This window comes from Microcystis sp. LEGE 00066 (genome assembly GCF_015207925.1).
GTDB classification, from domain to species: Bacteria; Cyanobacteriota; Cyanobacteriia; order Cyanobacteriales; family Microcystaceae; genus Microcystis; species Microcystis ichthyoblabe_A.
This window is the reverse complement of record NZ_JADEVX010000013.1, coordinates 1-24,452: the sequence shown is the minus strand read 5'-3', so window position 1 is coordinate 24,452 and position 24,452 is coordinate 1. Positions and strand designations below refer to the sequence as shown.

Here is a 24,452-nt window from a genome sequence, read left to right as displayed (position 1 = left end):
TTGATTTAAACTGAAGGAAAAAAATGACAAATCATCTCTTTGATTTAACAGGTAGAGTGGCAATTATCACGGGTGCTGCCCGAGGAATTGGTCGGGTATTAGCGCAAGGATTAGCACAAGCTGGAGCTAAGGTAGTAATTGGTGATATTAATCAAGTTGGTGCTGAACAAACGGTTCAACTGATTCAAGAAGCAGGAGGCGAGGCCATCGCAATCCAGACCGATGTTCGTCAACGTCAAGCTTGTCAGAATTTAATTAACCAGGCGGTTGCTAATTATGGTCAACTCGATATTATGGTCTGTAATGCAGGGGTTGAAATTCTCAAAAACACTGATGAATTAGAGGAATTTGAATGGGATCAGGTTATTAATGTTGACTTAAAAGGTTATTTTAATTGCGCTCAACTAGCAACCAAACAAATGATCAAACAAGGAACAAAGGGATCAATTATTATGAATTCTTCTATCTGTGCTTTCGTTGCTGTTCCCAAATCTTCAGGAGCATATAGCGCCGCAAAAGGTGGTGTCAATCAATTAGTAAAATCCCTAGCGGTCGAATTAGCTAGTCACAAAATTCGAGTCAATGCTTTTGCACCGGGGTATATGAATAATATGATGGAAGGAACAGAAGGTTTACGTTCAACTTCCGATGAAATGGACGAATTATATACTAGAATTCCCATGAAACGAACCGGAGATTTAGAAGAGTTAATTGGCCCTGTCGTGTTTTTAGCGTCCGCAGCTTCCTCTTATGTCACTGGAGCAATTTTAATGGTAGATGGAGGTTATACTGCTATTTAGCATCAATAATTAAACAATTTTTAGGTTGATTTGTATCCATTAAACCAACCTAAAATCACTAAATTAAATAAATACTATTAACCCATGTCAAAAATGAACCATAACTCTCAAGACAAACAGAAATTACTCAAGCTGTTACTACAAAAAAAAGGAATCGGTGTAAAAACGAATACAATACCTCCTAGGAATCCATCTCAACTTGTACCGCTTTCTTTTTCTCAAGAACGACTTTGGTTTTTGTACCAATTAGAAGCTCAAGGCTATACTTATAATATGCCGTTTCGCTTTCAAATTGACGGCAATTTGGATATTGATATCTTTAGAAAAGCTTTAGAAACTATTATGCAACGTCATGAATTGTTGCGAACTTGTTTTCAAGAAGTTGACGAAATTCCCCGACAAATTATTAAACCGAAAATTCAGTTAAATTTGCCTTTAGTGGATTTACAGTCTTTATCTTCTGCGGAACAAACCCAAGAATTAGAGCGATTAACCGAACAAGAAATTTATACTCCCTTTGACTTAACCCAAGCTCCCTTAATGCGGACTTTTTTGGTTAAATTAAAAGCTGATTCTTATCTTTTATTTTTGAGTTTACACCATTCTATTTTTGATGGCTGGTCAATGAAGGTTTTACTTCAAGAACTTTCTCGTTTATATGAAGCTTTTTTACAAAAACAATCTAATCCTTTACCCGATTTACCTATTCAATATGGTGATTTTGCCGTTTGGCAAAGACAACAGTTACAAGGAGATAAACTTACCCAGGAAGTTAATTATTGGCAACAACAATTAACCGGAATTCCACCCTTATTAGAAATTCCCACTGATCATCCTCGTCCTCCCATACAAACGTTTAAAGGCAATAATTGTACATTTAAACTAAGTCCAGAATTAAGCCAACACCTGAAAAATATTAGCCAAACATCAACCGCTACTTTGAATATGACGCTGTTAACGGCTTTTAATATTTTATTATATCGTTATAGCCGTCAAGAAGATATCGTGATTGGAATTCCCAGTGGAAACCGACAGTTTACTGAAATTGAACCCTTAATTGGTTGCTTTGTTAATACCTTACCCATTCGCACTCAGTTTAAAGAAAATCTCTCATTTCAAGCTTTATTAAATCAAGTTAAACAAGTGGTTTTAAAAGCTTATGAATATCAAGATTTACCCTTAGAAAAGGTGGTAGAAGCGGTAAATCCTGAACGAAATATAAGTTATAGTCCTTTATTCCAAGTGATGTTTTCTTGGGAAGATATGCTGCACATTAATCATTTTTCGATGGCGGATTTAAAATTAACTCCCGTTATGATGAATGCTTTAATTGCTCAATTTGATTTAACCCTAGCCATGCAAGAAACCACTGAGGGTTTAGTTGGATCGTTTGATTATAATTGCGCGTTGTTTAATCAAGACACAATTGAGCGCATGATTACCCACTTTAAAACTTTATTAGAAGGAATTGCCGTTAATCCTGAACAATCGATTGAATTATTACCTATTTTACCTTTATCAGAACAAAAGTTATTAGCTCAATGGAATCAGACTAATATTGCTGAAAATCCAAAGGTTTGTATTCATGAATTATTTGAACATCAAGTTTTAAAAAATCCAAATGGGATCGCAATAGAATGGGGCAGGGAAAAAATCACCTATCAAGACTTAAATTATCGTGCCAATCAATTAGCTCATTATCTCCAATCTAATGGGGTTAAAGTTGAATCATTAGTGGGTATTTGTTTAGAACAATCTGTATCTATTATTATCAGTTTTTTGGCAATTCTTAAAACCGGTGCTGCTTATCTTGTTCTAGCTCCCAATTATCCCCAAGAGCGTTTAAACTATATCTTAAATGATGCTCAAGTCTTGCTATTAATCACTCAAAATACCCTGATTAATTTATTCCATGATCATCAAGCGGAAGTGGTTTGTCTAGATACTGAAGAAAACTTAATTATTAGTCAAAGCCAAAACAATTTAGTTAACCCTATTCAGCCAAATAATTTAGCTTATATTATTTATACTTCTGGTTCAACAGGCACTCCTAAAGGGGTTATGATTGAACATCAAAGTTTAGTTAATCATAGCTTAGGAATTATTAAAGCCTATGATTTAACAAGTCGTGATCGAATTTTACAATTTGCTTCTTTTACCTTTGATGTAGCTGCTGAAGAAATTTATCCAACCTTTTTAACGGGTGCAACTTTAGTCATGCGTCCTGCATTAATGTTCCCTTCTTTAGCTGATTTTACTCAATTTATTCAGCACAATCATTTAACGGTAATTAATCTTCCGGCTACTTATTGGCATGAATGGGTATTAGATTTATCTCAAACTTTAATAACTTTACCTGAAACCCTACGCTTAGTGATTACAGGAAGTGAAGAAGTATTACCAGAGCGATTAATATTATGGCAAAAAATACTATCAAATAGTCAACGAGAAGATATCACTTGGCTGAATGCTTATGGTCCGACAGAAGCGACGATAACTACCACGGTTTTTAATCCCAATTTGAGTCATAAAATTGCTCAAATTCATTCTGTTGCTATTGGTAAACCGATTACAAATACACAGGTTTATATTTGTGATCGCTATTGTCAACAAGTCCCCATTGGAATACCAGGAGAACTGTTAATTGGAGGTTTAGGTTTGGCCAAAGGTTATCTCAATCGCGATGATTTAACCCGTGAAAAATTTATTACTCATGCTTTTAATTCATCAGAATATCAACGTTTCTATAAAACTGGAGATTTAGCTCGTTATTTACCCGATGGAAATATAAAGTTTTTAGGACGCATTGATAATCAAGTCAAAATTCGAGGGTTTCGTATTGAAATTGGCGAAATTGAAGCCGTATTAACTGAATACCCAGATGTCCGAGGGACGGCGGTAATTGTTAGAGAAGATCAAACAAATAATAAACAATTAGTTGCTTATATTGTGCCAAAATCCTCATCCATTGATCCTGCAAAATTGCGAAGTTTTCTCAAACAGAAATTACCAGATTATATGATTCCAGCTTTCTTTGTACAGCTTCAAGAATTGCCCTTAATGAGCAGTGGGAAAATTGATCGTAACGCTTTACCCGCACCCACCGAAATTCGGGATCAAAAAACGATGATTACACCCCGAACAGCTACAGAAAAAATTGTTGCTGAGATTTGGCAAGATGTTTTAGGGTTAAAGCAAATTAGTATTTTCGATAATTTCTTTGACTTAGGTGGCCATTCTTTAAAAGCTGCCCAAGTGATTTCTCGACTGCGAGAACAATTAGCTATTAATATTCCTTTAAACTATCTTTTTTCAGAACCGACGGTAGCAGGATTATCCTCGAATTTAGACTTGAATTTATCTGATAAAATTGAGAGTGAGCAAATCCCAGATTGGCAAGTCGAAATTACCTTAGATACCTCCATTCAACCGCCGAATCTTGTGGCTCCCTTTCCTGAAAAACCTGCTGATATTTTGCTAACAGGAGCTACGGGTTTTCTCGGAATTCATTTATTAGCTGAATTGTTGGACAAAACCGAAGCTAATATTCATTGTTTAATCCGAGACAAAAGTTTAGAACAAGCTCAAGCCAAAATTTACCAGAAATTAAAAACCTTTCAATTATGGGATGAACAGAAAAGCTCTCGTATTATTCCTGTTATTGGTGATTTATCCCAAAAGCGTTTAGGAATGTGTGAACCTGATTTTCTGGAATTAGCCAATCAAATTGATGTGATTTATCATAATGGAGCTTGGGTGAATGCTATTTATCCCTATTCAATACTGAAACCCACTAATGTTTTAGGAACAGAAGAAATCTTGAGATTAGCGTGCTTAATTAAAACTAAACCTGTTCATTTTGTCTCGACGATTTCTGTTTTTTCCCCCAGTTATGCTCAAGGAAACTTAATTCAAGAATCTGATCCCTTGGGTATGAATCATGGACTCAATGCCGGTTATACTCAAAGTAAATGGGTCGCTGAAAAATTAATCATGGAAGCTCGAAAGCGGGGACTTCCGATGACAATTTTTAGAGCATCTCGAATTATTGGACATAGTAAAACTGGAATTTGTAATAGAGAAGATTTGTTTTGTCGTATGATTAAAGGCTGTATTCAATTAGGAATGATTCCTGATTTTGGCGATAGTACAGAAGACCTCACTCCTGTGGATTATGTCAGTGGTGCAATTGTACATTTAGCCAGTCAAGAAAGCTCTTTAGGGAAAGCATTTCATTTGTTGAATTCTCACCCAACCTTAAATCGTGACTTATTTGATTGTGTTCGGGAAATGGGTTATCCGTTGCAGTTTGTTTCTTTTGAAAAATGGCGATTGCATTTAACAGAACAATGTAAAATTAATACAGATAATGCTTTATCTGCGGTGTTAGATAATTTTTCAGATGAAAATTTATCCGCAGGTTATCCCCCCCAGTTTGATGCTCAAAATACGGTAATGGGGTTAAAGGGTACGGCCTTTAATTTTCCCCCGATTGATCACAAATTGTTAAAAAAATATTTTGAATATTTTACTAAAAGTGGGTTTTTAACACAATAAATGTCGATTTTATCACACCTCTAAATTCAAAAATCCAGATCATGAATTCCACGAGTTCAATCTTATGTTTAACTTAAAACATAAATTATATTTATTAATTTCAAAATTTTTAGAAGAACAAGAACGGATCGAAAAACATAAAAAACTTTCCGACAATGCTACATTTCACAGTTCCGTCAAATTTATCGGAAAGTGTATAAACTATAGGGAGGATAAAACTCTAATTCAAATTGGAGAGAATACAGTAATTATCGGAGAATTAGCTATATTTCCTTATGGTGGAAAAATAGAAATAGGGAGAAATTGTTATATTGGTGAAGGAACTCGAATTAGATCAGCTACTTCTATCAAAATTGGAAACGAAGTTATAATTTCCGATGATGTCAGTATTTATGATACCGATGCTCATTCATTAAATTATGTTTTAAGACAGAAAGAATTTATGGAAGTACTCATTTTGAATAATCTGATTAAGGATGCTGAGGATGTTGATATACAATCTGCACCCGTGGTGATAGAAGATCATGTTTGGATTGGATTTAATGTTGCGATTCTTAAAGGGGTTACGATTGGGAAAGGGGCAATTATTGGAGCAGGTTCTGTTGTAACAAAAGATGTAGAACCTTTTACAATCGTTGCAGGTAATCCTGCCAAAATTATCAAACGATTATGAATCTGATTCAATTCGGTTAATATTCATTCCTGATCTGTAGAAAATCCAGAAAATAGTAATAATATAACTTCTGATAACAGTGCAGATTTTTATGGTATGCTGAATTAATGTCTAACTCAAGAGATAGACATTCAAAGTTATAATGTCACCATTTTAGATCAAGGAGAATCCTATGAATGTTTCAGAAAAAACCTCAGATAGTATAAATCTCAAAGAAGATGTCCAAACTTTCAATCAATCTCTTCAAGAATTTTTAAGATTTATTCAAGCTTATTGGTATCCGAAAGAACACCAGGATAGAGCTTTTTCGCAGATTATTCGTTCCTGGGGAATGCTCGTTTTATTGTTTTTATTATTAGTGGGATTAGTAGGTCTTAATGCGTTTAATAGTTTTGTTTTTAGAGACTTAATTACCTTCACAGAAGCTAGGGATGTAGAAAAATTAACTCATCTTGTCATTATTTATGGGATTACCCTAGGCAGCATGACGTTTTTCGGAGGATTGTCCAAGTTTCTTAAAAAACTAATTGCGCTGGATTGGTATCAATGGATCAATAGTAGTATCTTGCAAAAATATTTTAAAAATCGTGCTTATTATCAAATCAATTTTCAAAGAGATATTGAAAATCCAGATCAACGTTTATCCCAAGAAATTCAACCCATCACCAGAACAACGATGGACTTTTTAACAACCTGCGTCGAAAAACTCATGGAGATGCTGGTTTTTATTGTCATCCTTTGGTCAATTTCTAAAACCATTTCTATAGTGCTTCTGGTTTATACGATTATTGGAAATATTCTTGCTACCTATATTACTCAACAATTAAATAAAGTCAGTAAACAACAATTAGAAACCGAAGGAAACTATAAATACGCCATTACTCATGTTCGGACTCACGCCGAATCAATTGCATTTTTTAGAGGGGAAGAAAAAGAGTTAAATATTATTCAAAGGAAGTTCAATCAGTTGATTAAAATTATCATTGAAAGGATTAATTGGGAAAGAAACCAAGAATTTTTTAACCGCGGCTATGAATCCATGGTTCAAATCTTCCCCTTTTTAATTGTTTCCCCATTATATATTAGTGGTGAAATTGAGTTTGGACAAGTTAATCAAGCTAGCTATTGTTGCTATTTTTTTTCCACAGCTTTATCTGTGTTAGTCGATGAATTTGGACGCTCTGGTGCGTTTATTAATTATATTGAACGGTTAGAAAATTTTTCCCAAGCTTTAGAGGATGTAAGCAAACAAACCAACCCAGTTAATACCATTAAAGTCATTGAAAATAACAATCTAACTTTTGAGGATGTCACCTTACAAACTCCCGATGCTGCTAAAGTGATTGTCGAACATTTATCCCTGTCCGTTGAACCAGGGGAAGGTTTATTAATTGTTGGTCCAAGTGGTCGAGGAAAAAGTTCTCTTTTACGCGCTATTTCTGGGTTATGGAATACAGGTACAGGTCATTTGATGCGACCTCCCCTCGACGATTTATTATTTTTACCCCAACGTCCTTACATCATTTTAGGAAACTTGCGCGAACAGCTAATTTATCCTCAAACGACAACGGAGATGAGTGAATCCCAATTAAAAGAAATCTTACAAGAAGTTAACCTACAAGATGTTCTTAATCGCATCAAAAATTTTGATGAGGAAGTGGATTGGGAAAATATTTTATCTTTAGGAGAACAACAGCGTCTAGCCTTTGCGCGACTATTCGTTAATCAGCCAGATTTTGTGATTTTAGATGAAGCCACCAGTGCTTTAGATTTAAAAAATGAAGATCATTTATATAAACAGTTACAACAAACTGGCAAGACCTTTATCAGTGTCGGACATCGAGAAAGTTTGTTTAACTACCATCAAAGGGTTTTGGAACTTTCCGAGGATTCTACTTGGCGTTTAATGAGCATGGCAGACTATCATCCATCAGCAGCGATTGCAACTCATACCAACAATGAGCAAACCGTTGATGAAACGATAGAAATTGTCTCTGAAATAAACAATCAAGACAATTTTACCCATCAAGAAATGCAAAAACTGACCAACTATAGCTTAAGTACGATCAAAAACAAAGCCCGTCGAGGTCAAACGATTGTTGCCAATGATGGCATGAGCTATCGTTATGACAAAACCCTTGATATTGCCAAATGGGTGAGAGTTTAGCTTCTCAGGTGGATTAAAATCCGCCTGGACTTAAATAACTCGGATTTTCCTGTAGGGAAGTATCGAAGGGATTGGGTAAATCTTGGGTGCGAATTAAAGGTCCAGACTGTTGCTGTTGCATAACATCATAGTATAAAGTTTCGGTTAATTTGGCATCCCGAGTAATCAGATTATCGAAATAGGAACCTTGCATAAAAGTACGCCAACCAAAAAGAGAGTTTAACTGTCCTAAAATGTTGGTGTAGTCGTAGAAACGACCCGTATTGTTATTAACAGCGCGGTTAAACAAACCAGGGATATTATTAAATCCCACCGCCGTATCGGGAGAGGGGACAAGTTGCAATTGTTGGGTTTTTACCGGTGCAGGATTGGTGGCGGGTGAATTTTGTGCGATCGCAATAGGCGAACTTAACCAGACTAAACCGGTTAAACAAAACAGGGGAGGAAGTAAAAACTTAGCGCGCATGGGTAAAAATCTCCTCACAGGGGTAGGGTTAATTAAAAAATTGCTTCAAGTAGGATGAGAAAGAAATCAATACTAGCGATCGAGTCAATATATAATGACATTTGGCTTAATTGTAACTGAAATTTTGGAGTCAATCAGTCTCCCAATCCTGAAAATATGGCTAATTCCTCGGTAGCGAATCTTGACACTGCTTCCCTGCGTCAATTTCTCCTCGATGCTCTTGTCCGTCTTGCCTATCGAGAGGGAGATTTCACCCTGTCCTCAGGACAAAAAAGCAGCTACTATATCAACGGTAAACAAGTTACTCTCACTGGGGAGGGAGCTTTAGCCGTGGGGCGTTTATTGCTGTCTCTACTGCCTCCAGATACCCAAGCGGTGGCAGGATTAACCCTAGGAGCGGATCCGATTGTCAGTGCTGTTAGTGTGGTATCTGCCTACGAAAATCGCCCTATTCCAGCCTTAATTGTCCGTAAAGAGGCAAAAGGTCACGGTACTATGGCTTATATCGAGGGGCCGACTTTAAACCCCGGGGCTGCGGTAGTTGTCCTCGAAGATGTGGTGACAACGGGTAAAAGTGCCATGGTAGCGGTAGAAAGATTACGCAATGCCGGTTATCAAGTAGATTTAATCATTGCTTTGGTGGATAGAGAACAAGGAGGGGCGGAATTTTACCAATCTCAGGGAATAAAGTTTCAAGCTTTGTTTTCGATTCGGGACCTACAGGCGGCTTATCACAATAAATAGCGGCGATTGGCGAGAAACGCTCGATAACTGGGTTTTAAAAGTCGGATTGGCTGTGGGGATAAACCACAAAGGCACAAAGAACACAAAGAGGAAGACAGATTCAAGCGGGCTGCTTTCGTTGCCTAAACGATAAGTTAAGTAGGTAGGCGTTAAAAATTATCAGAAACCCCCCTTATCAAGGGGGATCCCCCCGCCTATCGGCACCCCCCTTATCAAGGGGGGCAGGGGGGATCGAACCTAAAATCCATTTTTAATTTAATTATAACCAGCTACTTAACTAGATTTTTTTCCTGTGAATAATTGGTAACTAGCCGAGGTTTTCGTCCCGAAGAAACAGCTAGGAACATTGATAGATTCAGAGTCTAACTATTGACTAATACCTATTGTCGGCGGGGGAATCAAGATTCCTTGACTCTCTTGGCTGCTAATGAGTTGAAGCCTTTGTCACTTTACTGATAACCCTCAGACCGACTAACTGTATACTAGGCTATAAGATTTGCTTAAAAATCTTCAGACCATGCCGAACTATTGACAGTACAGCGATCGCCAAATATGAATCAAGGCATAGATTTACAAGAAAGTTTCATTAAATCCCTAACAGACTTGGGATTAAGTGGAGGACTGGCTAAAGCGATTTGGATGCCTTTACCCATGTTCCTGATGATTATAGCCGCCACGGTGGGGGTTTTAGTCTGCGTCTGGTTAGAAAGAAAAATTTCCGCCGCCGTCCAACAGCGTATCGGGCCCGAATACGCGGGACCCTTGGGCGTTTTACAACCAGTCGCCGACGGTCTGAAATTAGTCTTTAAAGAAGATGTCGTCCCCGCTAAGGCTGACCCTTGGTTATTCCTCTTTGGGCCAATTTTGGTGGTGATGCCGGTGTTTGTCTCCTATCTCATCGTCCCCTTCGGTCAAAATCTGCTGATTACTGACTTAAACGTAGGTATCTTTTTATGGATTTCCTTGTCCAGTATTGCCCCCATTGGTTTATTAATGGCGGGTTATGCCTCGAATAATAAGTATTCCTTGCTGGGAGGCCTGCGGGCCGCGGCGCAATCGATTAGTTATGAAATTCCCTTGGCTTTATCGGTATTAGCGATCGCGATGATGTCTAATAGTCTCAGTACCATTGATATTGTCGAACAACAATCCGGTTATGGCATTTTAGGCTGGAATATCTGGCGCCAACCGGTGGGGTTTCTGATTTTCTGGATTGCCGCTTTAGCTGAGTGTGAACGTCTGCCTTTCGATTTACCGGAAGCGGAGGAGGAATTAGTCGCCGGTTATCAAACCGAATACGCGGGGATGAAATTCGCTCTCTTTTATGTGGGTTCCTACGTTAACCTCGTGCTGTCGGCCCTAGTTTTCGCCGTCCTCTATCTTGGCGGTTGGGAATTTCCTATCCCCGTCAATGCTTTGGCCGGCTGGTTGGGAGTTAGTGAAACCAATCCTTGGCTACAAATTATCACCGCTTCCCTAGGGATTACGATGACGGTATTAAAAGCCTATTTTCTCATCTTCATCGCTATTCTCTTGCGTTGGACTGTACCCCGGGTTCGCATTGACCAATTACTCGATTTAGGCTGGAAATTCCTCCTACCGGTATCTTTAGTTAACCTACTACTTACCGCCGCCCTAAAACTAGCTTTTCCCTTTGCTTTTGGCGGTTAATTTCCGTTTTTGCCCTTTTAACCCACTACCCCTCTGACCATCATGTTTAACATCCTCAAACAAGTCAGCGATTACGCCAAAGGTAGCATTCAAGCGGCGAAATACATCGGCGAAGGTTTATCCGTTACCTTTGATCATATGCGTCGTCGTCCGATTACCGTCCAGTATCCCTACGAAAAGTTAATTCCCTCGGAACGTTATCGGGGTAGAATTCACTTTGAGTTCGATAAATGTATCGCTTGTGAAGTTTGTGTGCGAGTTTGTCCGATTAATTTACCAGTAGTGGATTGGACTTTTAACAAGGAAATTAAAAAGAAAGAACTCAAACACTACAGTATCGATTTTGGGGTCTGTATTTTCTGCGGTAATTGTGTGGAATACTGTCCGACTAATTGCCTATCGATGACCGAAGAATACGAACTAGCGACCTATGATCGTCATGAATTAAACTATGATAACGTCGCCCTAGGCCGTTTACCCTACAAAGTCACCCAAGACCCGATGGTAACACCTCTGAGGGAATTAGGTTATCTGCCTAAAGGTGTCATCGAACCCCACGATTTACCCGTCGGTAGTCAACGCGCCGGTAAACGTCCAGAAGAAATTACTGATTAATTAGCAGTTAGCTATCAGCCGTCAGGAGTTGGAAATTTAACAGTAATAACTGATAACTGATAACTGATAACTAATAATTAATAACTCTCAAACATAAAAGGAGATGAAACTACTGTGAATTTAGCCGAGGGCGTTCAAATAGTATCTTTTGGCATTTTAGCAGCCCTAGTAATCGGGACAGCTTTAGGCGTGGTACTATTATCTAATATCGTTTATTCCGCCTTTTTATTGGGTGGTGTTTTTATCAGCATTTCGGGTTTATATCTCTTACTAAATGCTGATTTTGTAGCGGCGGCACAAATTCTAATTTATGTGGGCGCGATTAACGTTTTAATTCTCTTTGCTATTATGCTTGTTAACAAGCAAGAGGACTTTTCTGATATTCCTAAACGTTGGATTCGTCAGGCATCTACCGCTTTAGTTTGTGTGGGTTTATTTGTACTGTTATCGACCATGGTTTTAATCACACCTTGGTCAATTTCTAGCACTTCTCCCGCCGTAGTAACTAATACTTTAGTAGAAATCGGTAAGCATTTCTTTAGTGATTTCTTACTACCTTTTGAATTAGCTTCCGTGCTATTATTAATGGCCATGGTCGGAGCAATTATTTTAGCTCGTCGTGACCTTATCCCCACCCTGAAAGCTGAAGAACCTACGGCCACAGCTTTAACATTACCCGAACGACCTAGAGAATTAACCGCCCCTAAATAAGAGCCAAAAAAGAGGTATCATGCAGATTCAGTTAGAGTATTATTTGTTATTAGCGGCGGCTTTATTTTGTATCGGAATTTATGGTTTAGTCACCAGTCGCAATGCCGTCCGGGTTTTAATGTCGATCGAATTGATGCTCAATTCTGTTAACATTAACTTAATGGGTTTTTCCAACTATCTTGACCCCGCTAATATCCGAGGCCAAATTTTTACTATTTTCGTGATTACCGTAGCGGCAGCCGAGGCAGCCGTGGGTTTAGCGATTATCCTGACTATCTATCGTAACCGCGACACGATTGATATGGAACAGTTTAATCTGCTCAAATGGTAAGCTTTTAAATATTTACCCCCCCCTCTCCCTTTTCTGGGGAGAGTTTTTTTTGGTTAATTTTCCCTGTTTGTACGGTGTTAAATGTTTGAAATTTCAAGAGTTGGCTCTTCTAGGTTCTGTGTGATAAGTTTAACTTACATTATGATCGCTCAATCTTTGTGTCCTTTGTGTCTTTGTGGTTCCTTCCACTCGCTCGCCAGCAGGACTGTATCTTAGAATACATGGCTCTTCGTTACTTGGTATGGTTCGATAGGGGGGCATAAATTGACTAAATCCTTATCTGGCAAGAGACTTAATTGATGAGTTCGCTTTAGATGAAAAACAATTGACAAAAATCGCCAAATGCCTTTCTACATAAGGGTTACATCCCCTATAACCCCAGTCCATTGCATAACACAAACCGAAGAGCCGAATACATTTTGCCCACCAAACCTAAGAGAGCAGTCTTAGGGGAGTGGATAGGGTATCAGGGGCAAAATTTTGCCAAAGTAATTTTTGAGTAGGGTTGTCGTGGATTAGCCCTATTTTGTTGAGGATATTTCTCAATAAGAGTTTTTTTTAAGCTCTGGGATGGGTTGGGTTGGAGTCGTGGGCTGAAGGCGATCGCACACACAGGAAGAACGATCACACTCACAGGAATAACCACCATCGATAGCAGGTACTCCTTCAGGGCTGATGTTGATAATAATTCCACCTAACAAATCCACATGAAGACCTAACTTATATATAGGAGTTAAATCTTTTATTTTATTGTCTGATAAAAACAATACCTCAAGATTATTTAAGTTAGCTAAAGGACTTACATCTACTATTTGATTATCCATTAAAGACAAAGTCCTAAGATTAGTAAAATTAGCTAAGGGAGTTAAATCTTTTATTTTATTGTCTGATAAAAACAATACCTCAAGATTAGTTAAATTAGCTAATGAGGTTATGTCTATTATTTGATTGGTTTGTAAATCTAAGTGGGTAAGGTTAGTTAAATTAGCTAACGCATTTACATTTACTATTTGATTCTGACGTAAACGCAACTCGGTAAGATTAGTTAAATTAGCTAAAGGCGTTAGATCTACTATTTGATTATTAACTAAAGACAACTTCTGAAGATTTGTTAAATAATTTGAGGCTGTTTGACAATTTTCAGTTTTTGCTTCTCGTAGCAGTATTTCTATAGTGTATTTTTGATCTGGTGGAAGAGACTGTAAACGATTACATAATTCAAAAAAAGAAGGAAAAAAATTGGAACCCTGAGCTATAGCTGAAGTTGTGTTTGCTATGCTGGCGATAGTCAATAATCCAGATAAAACGAAGGACACAGATTGTTTAAATTCCATAAAACTTAATATTGCCGTTTTATAATTTTAAAATTTTTCTCTGCGAGATTGTCACTCAAAAAGAGATCACCCCTTTCATAGTAACGCTTTTAGGGGTTATTGAAGTCATGATTACAAACAAAAAGGCGATCGCTTTTAAATGTAGGCAGGGTTGAATAACATGAAACTAAAGCCATTGCTACAAACAAAAAGGCGATCGCTCTAAAAATTAAGGAATAAGTTCGGGATTGGTACAGTTATTTTTTCCTCTTCCAGTAAGATCAACCCCTTCATGTACATAAGCAACACATTCCAAAGCTCTTTGATTTACACTATTGAGATGGTAAAATACACCTCCCAAAGCTAATAGAATCAAAATGATGATATTTTTAATCATAATTTCATGAAACCCAACGAATCAAGATAGAAAATAATCATCAAGTTGGATTACGGTATGCAACCCAACCGACAAGCTAACAGTAATAAACATAAGATACTGGAGTATTTCCTTGAAAGTGTTGACAAACTCTATATGGTCGTCCATAATAATCGTAAACTATACCGTGTCTTACATATGTTTGTCCTGAGTTGACAAATCTTTGGGCTTGTCGTCCTGATAGTACAGCCCCTGTCGCTACTACAACAATATATTGCCCCGCCTCTCTTCCAGCACCAGCGGCGAAATTTTCAGCCCAGATGCGAGCTAAGGATTTTGATACTTGGCGACCTATAGCGGCACTTTGAGCATTTGCTGGTGGAATTGAAACAATAATTGATGTAATGATATATGGGGATATGCAGATAAAAGGAATAACTTTCGATAAATTGAAGATGTTTTTCATGATTAGTTGCAACCTCTTTGATTAATTGTTCTTTATTTTTTATTAGTAGTCACCGTAATCATCATAGTCATCAAAAGAACTTTCGTAGTAACTATAAGGGCTACCCAATTCTGCTAATTCCTCTATCTTTTCTATTTCAATGTTATGATTTAACCTGTTAATCTCTCTTTGTAATGTATAATTTGATCTAACGAGATTGTCACTATCAGTTGAAGATGTCTGTGTTGGACTTGACTGATGATTAAGTAGTATGTTTGCCTCGCTTATGAGATCGTTAGTCTCATTTAAAACATCTTGGACTTCTTTGTTCTGTCCATGATAACTAGGTTGAAAGTTCATAATTTAGTATTTCTGATATTTGGATTGCTACCTATAATCATCGCAAAGATTTTTTTCAACCACCACCAGATTTCACCTGATGTTTTGTAAAGAAATGTTAAGACAAGGCCAGAAATGACTTGATCTTGTTTTACAATAACTGAACTATAATATAGGTAACAATTTATTCACTTTCACACCATGAAGGATAGTTTACACTTGTTGCGTTTTATCGAAGATTTATTGATAGAGGAAGATGGGCAAAGTCTTAGCGATATTCAGCGACACATTATTGAAGAGTTATTAAACGGCAAAACCTATAAAGAAATTGCGGATAGTTATGGTTATGATGAGAAACATATTGGCGATGTGAGTAGAAATAAAATATTTAAGGTTTTATCTAAGCAATTAGGATTAGAAGAAAAAGAGCTTAATAAGTCTAATTTTCGTTGGAATATCGAAAAAGCAGTTAATTCTCAACTTTTTACAATACTAAATAAAAATATTAATTATTGTGTAAAGTCTCCTCAACCTGACACCACTAAACCAATTGAAAATAAAGAAAAATCTCCATCAGAAACATCATATCATGATTTAAGTTTAGCTCCAAAGATAAATCGTAATTTCTGCGATCGCATTTCAGAATTAGAAATCTTAACACAGAGAATATTAATTGAGAAAAGGCCCTTAATTTCCGTATTAGGATTAAGTGGAATTGGGAAAACTACCTTAGTTAGACACTTTGTGGAATTAAACTTAGAAAAATTTGAAGTAATTATTTGGCAAAATCTAAAAATATTCAATTGTTTAGACACAATTATTACTGATATTTTCACTAAAATTAATACGGATTTTATTTTAAGTGATCACGATAAATTGACTCTGTTTTTAAAGTTATTGCAACGGAAAAAGTGTTTAATTGTTTTTGACAATGTACAGGAATTATTTAGCGAGGGTGAATTAGCAGGGCAATATCAAACTAAACATAAAAAGTATCAGGATTTCTTTTCAATAATTACTAACGAAATTGAACATCAAAGTAGTTTAATTTTAATTAGTCAAGAGCGATGTGCAGAAATGTATTATTCAGATGAAAAATTAGATTTACTTGAATTACAAGGTTTAAATAATCGGGCAATCCTCAATAATTTAGGTTCTGAAGATGAAGAAAGCTGGTTAAAAGTAGTTCAGTTATACGAAAGAAATTTATTTTATTTAAAAGATATTGCTGTTTTAATTGAAGATGTTTATCATGGTTGTGTCGGTGAGTTTTTACAAGAGGAAAATATTGTTATTACAGCAAAAATAGAGGAAAGTTTAACTACGATAATTAAGAGATTATCGCCGATTGAAAAACAAATTATTCAAGCCTTAAGTAACCTAGAAAAAGATTGTTCAAGAAATGAATTAAAATTAAGTTTAGATTTATCAGGGGATGACTTGATTAAAGGGTTACAATCTTTACAAAAAAGATATTTGTTAACTAAAATTCAAGAATCAGAAATCTTATTTAATTTATCTCCTGTGTTTAAAAAATATATCAAAGATACAGGTATCTAAATAAGCGGCGGTTATCATAATTTTTTACCTCATGAACTTTGCACTGTACGATGTTAGAGGTATTATGCAGATTCAGTTAGAGTATTATTTGTTATTAGCGGCGGCTTTATTTTGTATCGGAATTTATGGTTTAGTCACCAGTCGCAATGCCGTCCGGGTTTTAATGTCGATCGAATTGATGCTCAATTCTGTTAACATTAACTTAATGGGTTTTTCCAACTATCTTGACCCCGCTAATATTCGAGGACAAATTTTTACTATTTTCGTGATTACCGTAGCGGCAGCCGAAGCAGCCGTGGGTTTAGCGATTATCCTGACTATCTATCGTAACCGCGACACGATCGATATGGAACAGTTTAATCTGCTCAAATGGTAAGCTTTTAAATATTTACCCCCCCTCTCTCCCTTTTCTGGGGAGAGTTTTTTTTGGCCAATTTTCCCTGTTTGTACGGTGTTAAATGTTTGAAATTTCAAGAGTTTGTAAAGATTTAAAGGATTAAAACTACATCCAATTAACAGGATTAAATTATGATAAAAAGGGATGTTATCGTGTGTATTTACTCTTCGTAAATTTACTAAGTTGTAAATCTTTTGATCACTTCTATTTGAATACCAACAAATAAGGAGAAAAATTAAAAACTCATCCTATCATAGTTGGGTTCAAGATACCTAATTCATAACTGGGTTTTATAAGTCGGATTTGGTATCAATTGTCCTTTAGGGGCTCTCTTGGGTTTGGTGGGTAAAATGTATTCTAAGATATATTCTTCCTAGCGAGGGGGTGGAACGAACCACAAAGACACAAAGGACACAAAGACTGATCAATCCTATGTAAGTTAAACTTATCACACAGAACCTAGAAGAGCCCTTTAGGTAGTGTTCCAAACCTAGGACTAAGCTAACTTGTGGATAGGATGTACAATTAGTATTCATATATTGATTTAGCAACGCCATTTTCTATACCTTTTAAACAGGATTTCCAGCTTTTTTCAAATCGATGATACACTCCCGCTGCTACCTCCTGTCCCCTGAATACTCCCGCAGTTTTATATTTTCTTTAGAGATGGACTGTCCTAAAACCTGCTCAGAGCGGCCAAAAGTCAGAAAATAGAAATAAAGGTGCGATTAGAGAACTTGAGCCGCGATCGCACCTGTCAGCCGCCATTGGAGAAAGATAAAGTTATGGCAGATAACTACAGAAGTCGCATTGTTACCCAAGGTACCCAACGCAGTCCTAATCGGGCCATGTTAAGAGCGGTAGGTTTTGGGGATGAGGACTTTAGCAAACCAATCATCGGCATTGCTAACGGATTTAGCACCATTACCCCCTGTAACATGGGAATTAATGATTTAGCAATGCGTGCCGAAGCAGCCACCAGATTAGCGGGGGGAATGCCGCAACTTTTCGGGACTATCACCATTAGTGACGGGATTTCCATGGGAACAGAAGGAATGAAATATTCTCTCGTTTCTAGGGAAGTAATCGCCGATTCCATTGAAACCGTCTGTAATGGTCAAAGTCTCGATGGAGTCCTCGCTATCGGGGGTTGTGACAAAAATATGCCGGGAGCAATGATTGCCATGGCCCGGATGAATATTCCCGCTATTTTCGTCTATGGTGGCACAATTAAACCGGGACGCTACAAAGATTGCGATTTAACCGTGGTCAGTTCCTTTGAAGCCGTGGGACAGTACAGCGCCGGTAAAATCAGCGAAGAAGACCTCATCGGGATTGAACGCAACGCTTGCCCCGGTGCTGGTTCCTGTGGTGGAATGTTTACTGCTAATACCATGTCTTCCATTTTTGAAGCCATGGGGATGAGTTTACCCTATTCCTCAACCATGGCCGCCGAAGATGAGGAAAAAGCCGATAGTACCGAAGAATCGGCCAAGGTTTTAGTCGAGGCGGTTAGAAAACAGATTCTACCTAGCCAAATTTTGACCCGTAAAGCCTTTGAAAACGCTATTTCGGTAATTATGGCGGTGGGAGGTTCCACTAACGCTGTCCTGCACCTTTTAGCCATTTCCCGCACCATCGGGGTAGAATTATCGATCGATGATTTTGAAACCATCCGCCAGCGTGTACCAGTTATCTGCGATCTTAAACCCTCCGGGCGTTACGTTACCGTAGATCTGCATAAAGCCGGCGGTATTCCCCAAGTGATGAAAATTCTCCTGGTTAATGGTTTACTACACGGGGATGCTCTCACCATTAGCGGTCAGACTATCGCCGAGATTTTAGCCGATATTCCCGACCAACCGCCCTCAGGCCAAGATGTTATCCGTCCTTTTAGCAATCCTGTCTATAAAGAGGGTCATTTAGCCATTTTAAAAGGAAATCTGGCCACGGAGGGGTCTGTGGCCAAAATCAGCGGCGTGAAAACTCCGGTCATCACTGGGCCCGCGCGGGTGTTTGAGTCGGAAGAAACCTGTTTAGAGGCAATTTTAGCCGGAAAAATTCAAGCCGGGGATGTGGTGGTTGTCCGTTACGAGGGACCAGTAGGTGGACCGGGTATGCGGGAAATGTTGGCCCCCACTTCGGCAATTATCGGCGCTGGTTTGGGGGATTCCGTGGGATTAATTACCGATGGTCGTTTTTCCGGGGGAACCTATGGCATGGTAGTTGGTCACGTCGCTCCAGAAGCGGCGGTGGGTGGTACAATTGCCCTAGTAGAGGAAGGGGATCAAATCACTATTGATGCTCGTCAACGTCTCTTGAGTTTAAATGTATCGGAGGAAGAATTAACCCGTCGTCGTCACCATTGGCAACCGCGTCCCCCACGCTATAAAACGGGAATTCTCGGCAAATTCGCCAAGTTAGTCTCCTCTAGCAGTCTCGGCGCTTTAACGGATTTGAATCTGTTCTAAAAGTATAACTAGGAATGGCGATCACAATCGATCGCCGTTTCTTTGTTATATTAGTTAGGGAACACCAGAGCTTTTTTGCTGTGATCGGTAAACAGTAATCAGTAGAGTTCTTGCATAATTAATTTTTGAGAGTGCAAAAACGAGAAAAATAGACATAAAATTGCATAAAATCCCTAAATAACCTCGGTTCTGGTTAAGGCTATTTTCCTACTCATTCCACAAAAGAATAGGGTTGACAGCGAACGAAAAAATTAGGGTTTTAGCTTATCCCTAGCTCAGGTTAAATAGAGCATTTAATTAAATGCTTATTCTGAATTCTCCTGCCGACTGACTCCTGACTCCGTTAAAGATTAATAACTATGACCTATCTACTTACTGTCTATCGAGCGCTCGAATGCCGTCCGGATACCTATCGGGACTGGTATGACCAAGGCAATATTTTAAAAGAAAGAATGGACTATTTTGGAGCCTTAATCAGCTACGAAAAAGCCTTAGAATATTATCCAGATGATTATTGGGCATGGTACAAAAGGGGTATGATACTAGAAGACTTGGGAATGTATGAAGAAGCGGCTGAAAGTTACTCTAACGCCGCACAGGTAAAGGCCGATAACTATTGGGCTTGGTATGATCAAGGTTGTGTTTATCTACAGGAACTAAAGGAATACGAAAAAGCGATCGCTTGTTTTCAACGGGCCCTAAGTCACAGTCCGGGGGACTATTGGGCCGCCTATCGGCAAGGAGAGGCCTATCGATTGCTCAAAAACTACGAACGCGCTATTACTTCCTATGATCTGGCCCTAGGGGCGCGACCCCGGGATTATTGGGCCTGGTATCGTCGCGGCGACGCTTTCCGGGATTGGGGCAATCCCCAAGAGGCTTTATTTAATTATCGTACCGCCCTCGATATCCGACCGCAAGATTACTGGTCCTGGTATCAACAGGGTGTGATCCTACAGGAATTACAGCGTTTACCAGAAGCGATCGCCTGTTATGAAGAATCGTTAAAAATTGATCGAGATGATCGCTATGCGTGGTACAATGCCGCCTGCTGTTATGCTGCCCTCGGTCAACAAGAAAAAGCGATCGACTGTTTACGCGAAGCCATGGACATAGAACCGGATATATGTGGCGAATTAGTGCGTAATAACTTTGTTTTCGATGGTTTAAGGCAAAATGAAACCTTTAATGACCTCTTGAGTTGCTATTCCCCCAGCTAAAGTCTTTTTGCAGCACCTAGGGTTTGCTGAAAGGGTTTTTCGTGGGGTGTGTGGAATTTTCGGCATTTTCAGGGAAAAAGTGCCGAAAATTTCCCCCCGATTGCTCCAATATCTGGCACTTTTTTAATGGCAAAAAAGCCTAAAAATATTAGTCAACAAGGTTTTTAGATTCATTTAGCCGGTTTGGATTAGCTACAATTGCAATTAGAGAAAAATTATTGAGAATCTTATGCGAGAACTAGACAGAGACAAAACCATCGAACAACTGAACGAAATCATGGAATTTGAACTAGCGGGAGTTGTCCGTTACACCCACTATTCCCTGATGGTGACAGGTCCCCATCGCATCCCCATCGTCCAATTTTTCCAGACCCAGGCCACGGAATCCCTCACCCACGCGCAACAAGTTGGGGAAATTCTCACCGGTTTAGAAGGTCATCCTAGCTTAAAAATTGCCCCAATCGAGGAAAGCTATGAACACAATATCAAAGCAATCTTGAGTGAGAGCCTCAATCATGAGAAAAAATCCCTTGATTTGTACAAAGCACTCCTAGAAACCGTCGAAGATGCCAGTATTTACCTGGAAGAATTCGCTCGCGGTATGATCGGACAAGAAGAATTACACAATCTGGAAATTCGCAAGATGCTGCGGGATTTTGCTTAAGCTAGGATCAAACCTAGAGTTTATCCACTAGCTTATGAATCTTAGTTCCGCTTTACCCACTTTTATTATCACTCTCCGGGAAGGTTTCGAGGCCGCTTTAGTGGTGGGAATTGTCCTCGCTTGTTTACAAAAATCGGGTCGATCGCAACTTAACTCATGGGTGTATCGTGGTATTGGTGCGGGAGTAGTGGCTAGTGTTTTGGTCGGTGTTTTGCTAGGGGGAATCCTTTTGCAAGTGGATGCCTCTCCTAGTCCATTCGTACCAATGCTCAAGGAATTGCTGGCCGCCACTTTTGGACTGATTGCCGTCTTGATGTTGAGTTGGATGTTAATTTGGATGACTCAACAGGCCAAATCCTTGAAATCTGAGGTAGAAAGTGCGGTAAAAGCGGGTTTAAAATCGGAAAATGGGGCAGGAAAAGCGATTTTTCTGCTCGTTTTTATCGCTGTCTTGCGAGAGGGATTTGAAACTGTTCTCTTTATCCTGGCCCAATTCCAAAAAGATTGGCAGATACAAACCTTCGGTGCGATAGCGGGGTTAAGTGTCGCAACCTTGTTGGGAATTCTCCTATTTGCGGGGGGAGTAAAAATTAATATCCGTCTCTTTTTCCAAATTATGGGGACTTTCCTCCTCTTAATCGTTGCGGGATTACTCATCGGTGTTTTGAAACATATCGACGCAGGAATCAGTCTTTTAAGTGAAATTGACCCTTTTTATCGCAATTTCTGTCCTTCTCTCCCCTCCTCCTGTCTTCTCGGTTTTCAAGTTTGGGACGGTTCCCAAATTTTGAGCGATCGCACTTTCCCCGGACTCCTCCTTAAATCTCTGTTTGGTTATCGTCAAAACCTCTATATCAGTCAAATTGTTGCTTATATCCTCTTTTTACTGCTTATCGGTGGCCTCTATTTCCAAAGCTTACGACAACGTCCTCAAACAGTAATCAGTAAACAGTAATCAGTAAACAGTGAAAAGATGGCAAGAAACTGCTATTTAATACTGTTCACTTAAAAACTCACATCTGATAACTGTTAACTTACCCACTGATAACTGATAACTGATAACTGATAACTGATAACTGATAACTGATAACTGATAACTGATAACTGATAACTGATAACTGATTATGACTACTTGGCAATGTGACGGTATCCCTAAAGATGGTAAAACTTATCCGCAAGCGATTGCGGGAGGTCATGAACCCTGCGAAAATACTACTCCTGATTGTCCTATCTGTGGCCTGCCTAGGGAAGCGATGGATCCCGTAACAACCACGGTTAAAACCACGGTGGTGGTGTCTCCGGGGGGTACAACTAGAGTCGGTCAAAAATCTAACTGGTTACTTCCCTTCGCTTTGATAATTACCGCTTTAACCGCAGGTTTAGGGGGTTGGAGTCTATTGCAAATGCTGATTCCCAAACCCGATACTCCCCAAGTTGTCGGGGAAGAAACCCCAGACAAGCAAACCGAGGCAACTTTTGTGAGTGATACGGCTAAAAATCCCGATTTATTTAGCCAAGGTGAGAAAATACTGCTTAATTCCACTCCTAACAAAGAAAAAGGCGCAGCGGCCTTTAAAAAGGAAGATTGGGCAAATGCGATCGCAGCTTACCAACTAGCAGCCACTCCCCAAGCAAATGATCCGGAGGGCAAAATCTATTACAATAACGCCAAAGCTAGACAAAAAGGTAATCAAAATACTATAGCCGTCGTTGTCCCCATCGCTAACGACCCCAACAGCGCCAAGGAAATTCTCCGAGGTGTGGCCAGGTATCAAGAGGAGTTTAATAATTCTAATCCGGGTAATCCTTTGGAAATAGTTATCGCTAATGATGGTGGTGGGTTACAATCAAAAGCGATCGCCGATGATCTGATTCAATCCGGTCAAGTTTTAGCAGTTATGGGCCACGGAATCGATCCTTTTAGTCAAAAAGCGATTGAAAGTTACGAAAAAGAAGGATTAGCGATTCTTTCTCCCCTGACTACCCGTGTTAGTCAAACGGGAAAATCAACCCTGAAAACTATTCCCCTTGACGATAAATCTCAGGAAGTTTTCGGTAGTTATCTGGAAGCAGTGGCCAAAACTTTGGCTAATTATGCTAGTCAGCAAGAGAATTCTCCGTCAGTGGTTCTTTTTTATAATTCCGATAGTCCCTATAGTCAAAAATTAAGGGATTCCTTTGCTAAAGCAATAAAGCAACCGGGAGGCAAGATAGTTAAGGAAATAGACACCACCAAAGCCAATTTTAACGCTAAAACCGCCATAGATCAGGCAAAACAAGCCGGCGCTAAGGTGGTATTTTTGGCCCTCAGCAAAGATGGCGATCGCATTAATCAAGCCGTGGCTATTGCCCAAGAATCGTCTGGAATGCTATTATTGGGCGGAAATGAACTTTATACACCCGATATCCTTATTCAAGGAGCGGATAGCATCGACGGATTAGTTTTAGCAGTACCTTGGAGTTTCCAAGCAACGGATCCTTTTGCCAAAGATGCGCTGAAAAGTTGGCGCGGTCGCGTCAGTTGGCGTACTGCTACCGCCTACGATACCATGAAAGTATTAGGAGAAGCGATCGCTAAAAGTTCTGACCGTGCTAGTGCAGTCGAAACTTTAAATCGAGGAATCACCTTGCAGGGAAGCACCACGGATTTTAACATTTTTAATCAAGTTCCCCTAGTACGCGCTAATCGCGGCAATGAGGGGCCAAAGGGTTCTCAATATCAGTTCGATCCTATCTAAAATAGATAATGTGATGTCGAGGAGTAGAATCAAGTCTAATTTTATGAAGAATATCTTACCCATCCTAGCTTTTTTAATGTCGGTGTCGGGAATTGCCGTATCTTTGGGACGGGAGGAAGTCCGATGTCATCTCGGTTTAGAATCGGCAGCCTGTCCCCGGGAAGAACAAAAAACCAGCGAAGACACCCCCGCAA

21 protein-coding genes and 1 pseudogene are annotated in these 24,452 nt (G+C 39.0%); 17 read left to right on the top strand and 5 right to left on the bottom strand.

The window, feature by feature from the left end; translation table 11 throughout:
• The first annotated feature begins 23 nt into the window (after positions 1-23).
• The 4 genes from IQ224_RS03485 to IQ224_RS03470 all read left to right on the top strand — a co-directional run bounded on the left by IQ224_RS03485 (position 24) and on the right by IQ224_RS03470 (position 8,197).
• Positions 24-800, top strand: a complete 777-nt coding sequence (locus IQ224_RS03485; protein ID WP_194032557.1) for an SDR family NAD(P)-dependent oxidoreductase — start codon at positions 24-26, stop codon at positions 798-800.
• An 84-nt stretch (positions 801-884) separates the two neighbouring features.
• A complete protein-coding gene (locus IQ224_RS03480) occupies positions 885-5,357 on the top strand; it encodes a non-ribosomal peptide synthetase (RefSeq protein WP_194032556.1) in 4,473 nt (1,490 codons plus the stop codon).
• Positions 5,358-5,421: 64 nt separating this feature from the next.
• On the top strand, positions 5,422-6,030 hold the full coding sequence (locus IQ224_RS03475; protein WP_061432414.1) for a DapH/DapD/GlmU-related protein: 609 nt from the start codon (positions 5,422-5,424) through the stop codon (positions 6,028-6,030).
• A gap of 172 nt (positions 6,031-6,202) precedes the next feature.
• Positions 6,203-8,197, top strand: a complete 1,995-nt coding sequence (locus tag IQ224_RS03470) for an ABC transporter ATP-binding protein/permease (protein WP_194032555.1) — start codon at positions 6,203-6,205, stop codon at positions 8,195-8,197.
• A gap of 13 nt (positions 8,198-8,210) precedes the next feature.
• Here IQ224_RS03470 and IQ224_RS03465 read toward each other — a convergent pair whose 3' ends face one another.
• Positions 8,211-8,663 (bottom strand): porin, encoded by a 453-nt coding sequence (locus IQ224_RS03465; protein WP_194032554.1) that lies wholly within the window; start codon positions 8,661-8,663, stop codon positions 8,211-8,213.
• Positions 8,664-8,819: 156 nt separating this feature from the next.
• Between IQ224_RS03465 and pyrE the strand changes: the two genes are divergently transcribed.
• From pyrE to nuoK (IQ224_RS03440), 5 genes are all read left to right on the top strand, one after another.
• Entirely contained in the window at positions 8,820-9,407 is a 588-nt protein-coding gene (gene pyrE / locus IQ224_RS03460) for an orotate phosphoribosyltransferase (protein WP_194032553.1), read from the top strand.
• A gap of 552 nt (positions 9,408-9,959) precedes the next feature.
• Complete coding sequence (gene nuoH / locus IQ224_RS03455; protein ID WP_002734266.1) at positions 9,960-11,078, top strand: NADH-quinone oxidoreductase subunit NuoH; 1,119 nt, start codon at positions 9,960-9,962, stop codon at positions 11,076-11,078.
• 42 nt (positions 11,079-11,120) lie between these two features.
• Entirely contained in the window at positions 11,121-11,693 is a 573-nt protein-coding gene (gene ndhI, locus IQ224_RS03450) for an NAD(P)H-quinone oxidoreductase subunit I (RefSeq protein WP_002741201.1), read from the top strand.
• Positions 11,694-11,807: 114 nt separating this feature from the next.
• Positions 11,808-12,404: an NADH-quinone oxidoreductase subunit J gene (locus IQ224_RS03445; RefSeq protein ID WP_002734810.1), complete on the top strand. Its 597-nt coding sequence runs from the start codon at positions 11,808-11,810 to the stop codon at positions 12,402-12,404.
• Positions 12,405-12,429: 25 nt separating this feature from the next.
• Positions 12,430-12,735 carry an NADH-quinone oxidoreductase subunit NuoK gene (nuoK, locus tag IQ224_RS03440; protein WP_197533180.1) on the top strand — a complete coding sequence of 102 codons (306 nt, stop codon included), beginning with the start codon at positions 12,430-12,432 and terminating at the stop codon, positions 12,733-12,735.
• Positions 12,736-13,277: 542 nt separating this feature from the next.
• Here the strand turns inward: nuoK (IQ224_RS03440) and IQ224_RS03435 are convergent.
• The 4 genes from IQ224_RS03435 to IQ224_RS03425 all read right to left on the bottom strand — a co-directional run bounded on the left by IQ224_RS03435 (position 13,278) and on the right by IQ224_RS03425 (position 15,229).
• Positions 13,278-14,069 (bottom strand): leucine-rich repeat domain-containing protein, encoded by a 792-nt coding sequence (locus IQ224_RS03435; protein ID WP_002749717.1) that lies wholly within the window; start codon positions 14,067-14,069, stop codon positions 13,278-13,280.
• 208 nt (positions 14,070-14,277) lie between these two features.
• Positions 14,278-14,445, bottom strand: coding sequence for a hypothetical protein (locus IQ224_RS23775; protein WP_196219961.1), 168 nt, complete (start codon positions 14,443-14,445; stop codon positions 14,278-14,280).
• 76 nt (positions 14,446-14,521) lie between these two features.
• On the bottom strand, positions 14,522-14,890 hold the full coding sequence (locus tag IQ224_RS03430; RefSeq protein WP_002749711.1) for a hypothetical protein: 369 nt from the start codon (positions 14,888-14,890) through the stop codon (positions 14,522-14,524).
• Between the two features lie 42 nt (positions 14,891-14,932).
• Entirely contained in the window at positions 14,933-15,229 is a 297-nt protein-coding gene (locus tag IQ224_RS03425; protein WP_002734992.1) for a hypothetical protein, read from the bottom strand.
• Between the two features lie 180 nt (positions 15,230-15,409).
• On the opposite strand from IQ224_RS03425, the gene IQ224_RS03420 reads away from it, so the two are divergent.
• The 8 genes and pseudogenes from IQ224_RS03420 to IQ224_RS03385 all read left to right on the top strand — a co-directional run.
• Complete coding sequence (locus IQ224_RS03420; protein ID WP_194032552.1) at positions 15,410-16,768, top strand: AAA family ATPase; 1,359 nt, start codon at positions 15,410-15,412, stop codon at positions 16,766-16,768.
• Between the two features lie 70 nt (positions 16,769-16,838).
• Positions 16,839-17,144 carry an NADH-quinone oxidoreductase subunit NuoK gene (gene nuoK / locus IQ224_RS03415; protein ID WP_197533180.1) on the top strand — a complete coding sequence of 102 codons (306 nt, stop codon included), beginning with the start codon at positions 16,839-16,841 and terminating at the stop codon, positions 17,142-17,144.
• Positions 17,145-17,950: 806 nt separating this feature from the next.
• A complete protein-coding gene (gene ilvD, locus IQ224_RS03410; protein ID WP_002741203.1) occupies positions 17,951-19,636 on the top strand; it encodes a dihydroxy-acid dehydratase in 1,686 nt (561 codons plus the stop codon).
• A 359-nt stretch (positions 19,637-19,995) separates the two neighbouring features.
• Positions 19,996-20,856: a lipopolysaccharide assembly protein LapB gene (locus tag IQ224_RS03405; protein WP_002741205.1), complete on the top strand. Its 861-nt coding sequence runs from the start codon at positions 19,996-19,998 to the stop codon at positions 20,854-20,856.
• Between the two features lie 229 nt (positions 20,857-21,085).
• Positions 21,086-21,520 carry a bacterioferritin gene (locus tag IQ224_RS03400; protein WP_002731529.1) on the top strand — a complete coding sequence of 145 codons (435 nt, stop codon included), beginning with the start codon at positions 21,086-21,088 and terminating at the stop codon, positions 21,518-21,520.
• Between the two features lie 34 nt (positions 21,521-21,554).
• The gene (locus IQ224_RS03395; RefSeq protein ID WP_194032551.1) at positions 21,555-22,475 is read left to right on the top strand and encodes an FTR1 family protein; all 921 of its coding nucleotides are present in this window, start codon (positions 21,555-21,557) and stop codon (positions 22,473-22,475) included.
• A 169-nt stretch (positions 22,476-22,644) separates the two neighbouring features.
• A complete protein-coding gene (locus IQ224_RS03390) occupies positions 22,645-24,258 on the top strand; it encodes an ABC transporter substrate-binding protein (protein ID WP_194032550.1) in 1,614 nt (537 codons plus the stop codon).
• Positions 24,259-24,271: 13 nt separating this feature from the next.
• Positions 24,272-24,452 (top strand): annotated as a pseudogene (locus IQ224_RS03385) (hypothetical protein); the annotation flags it as partial.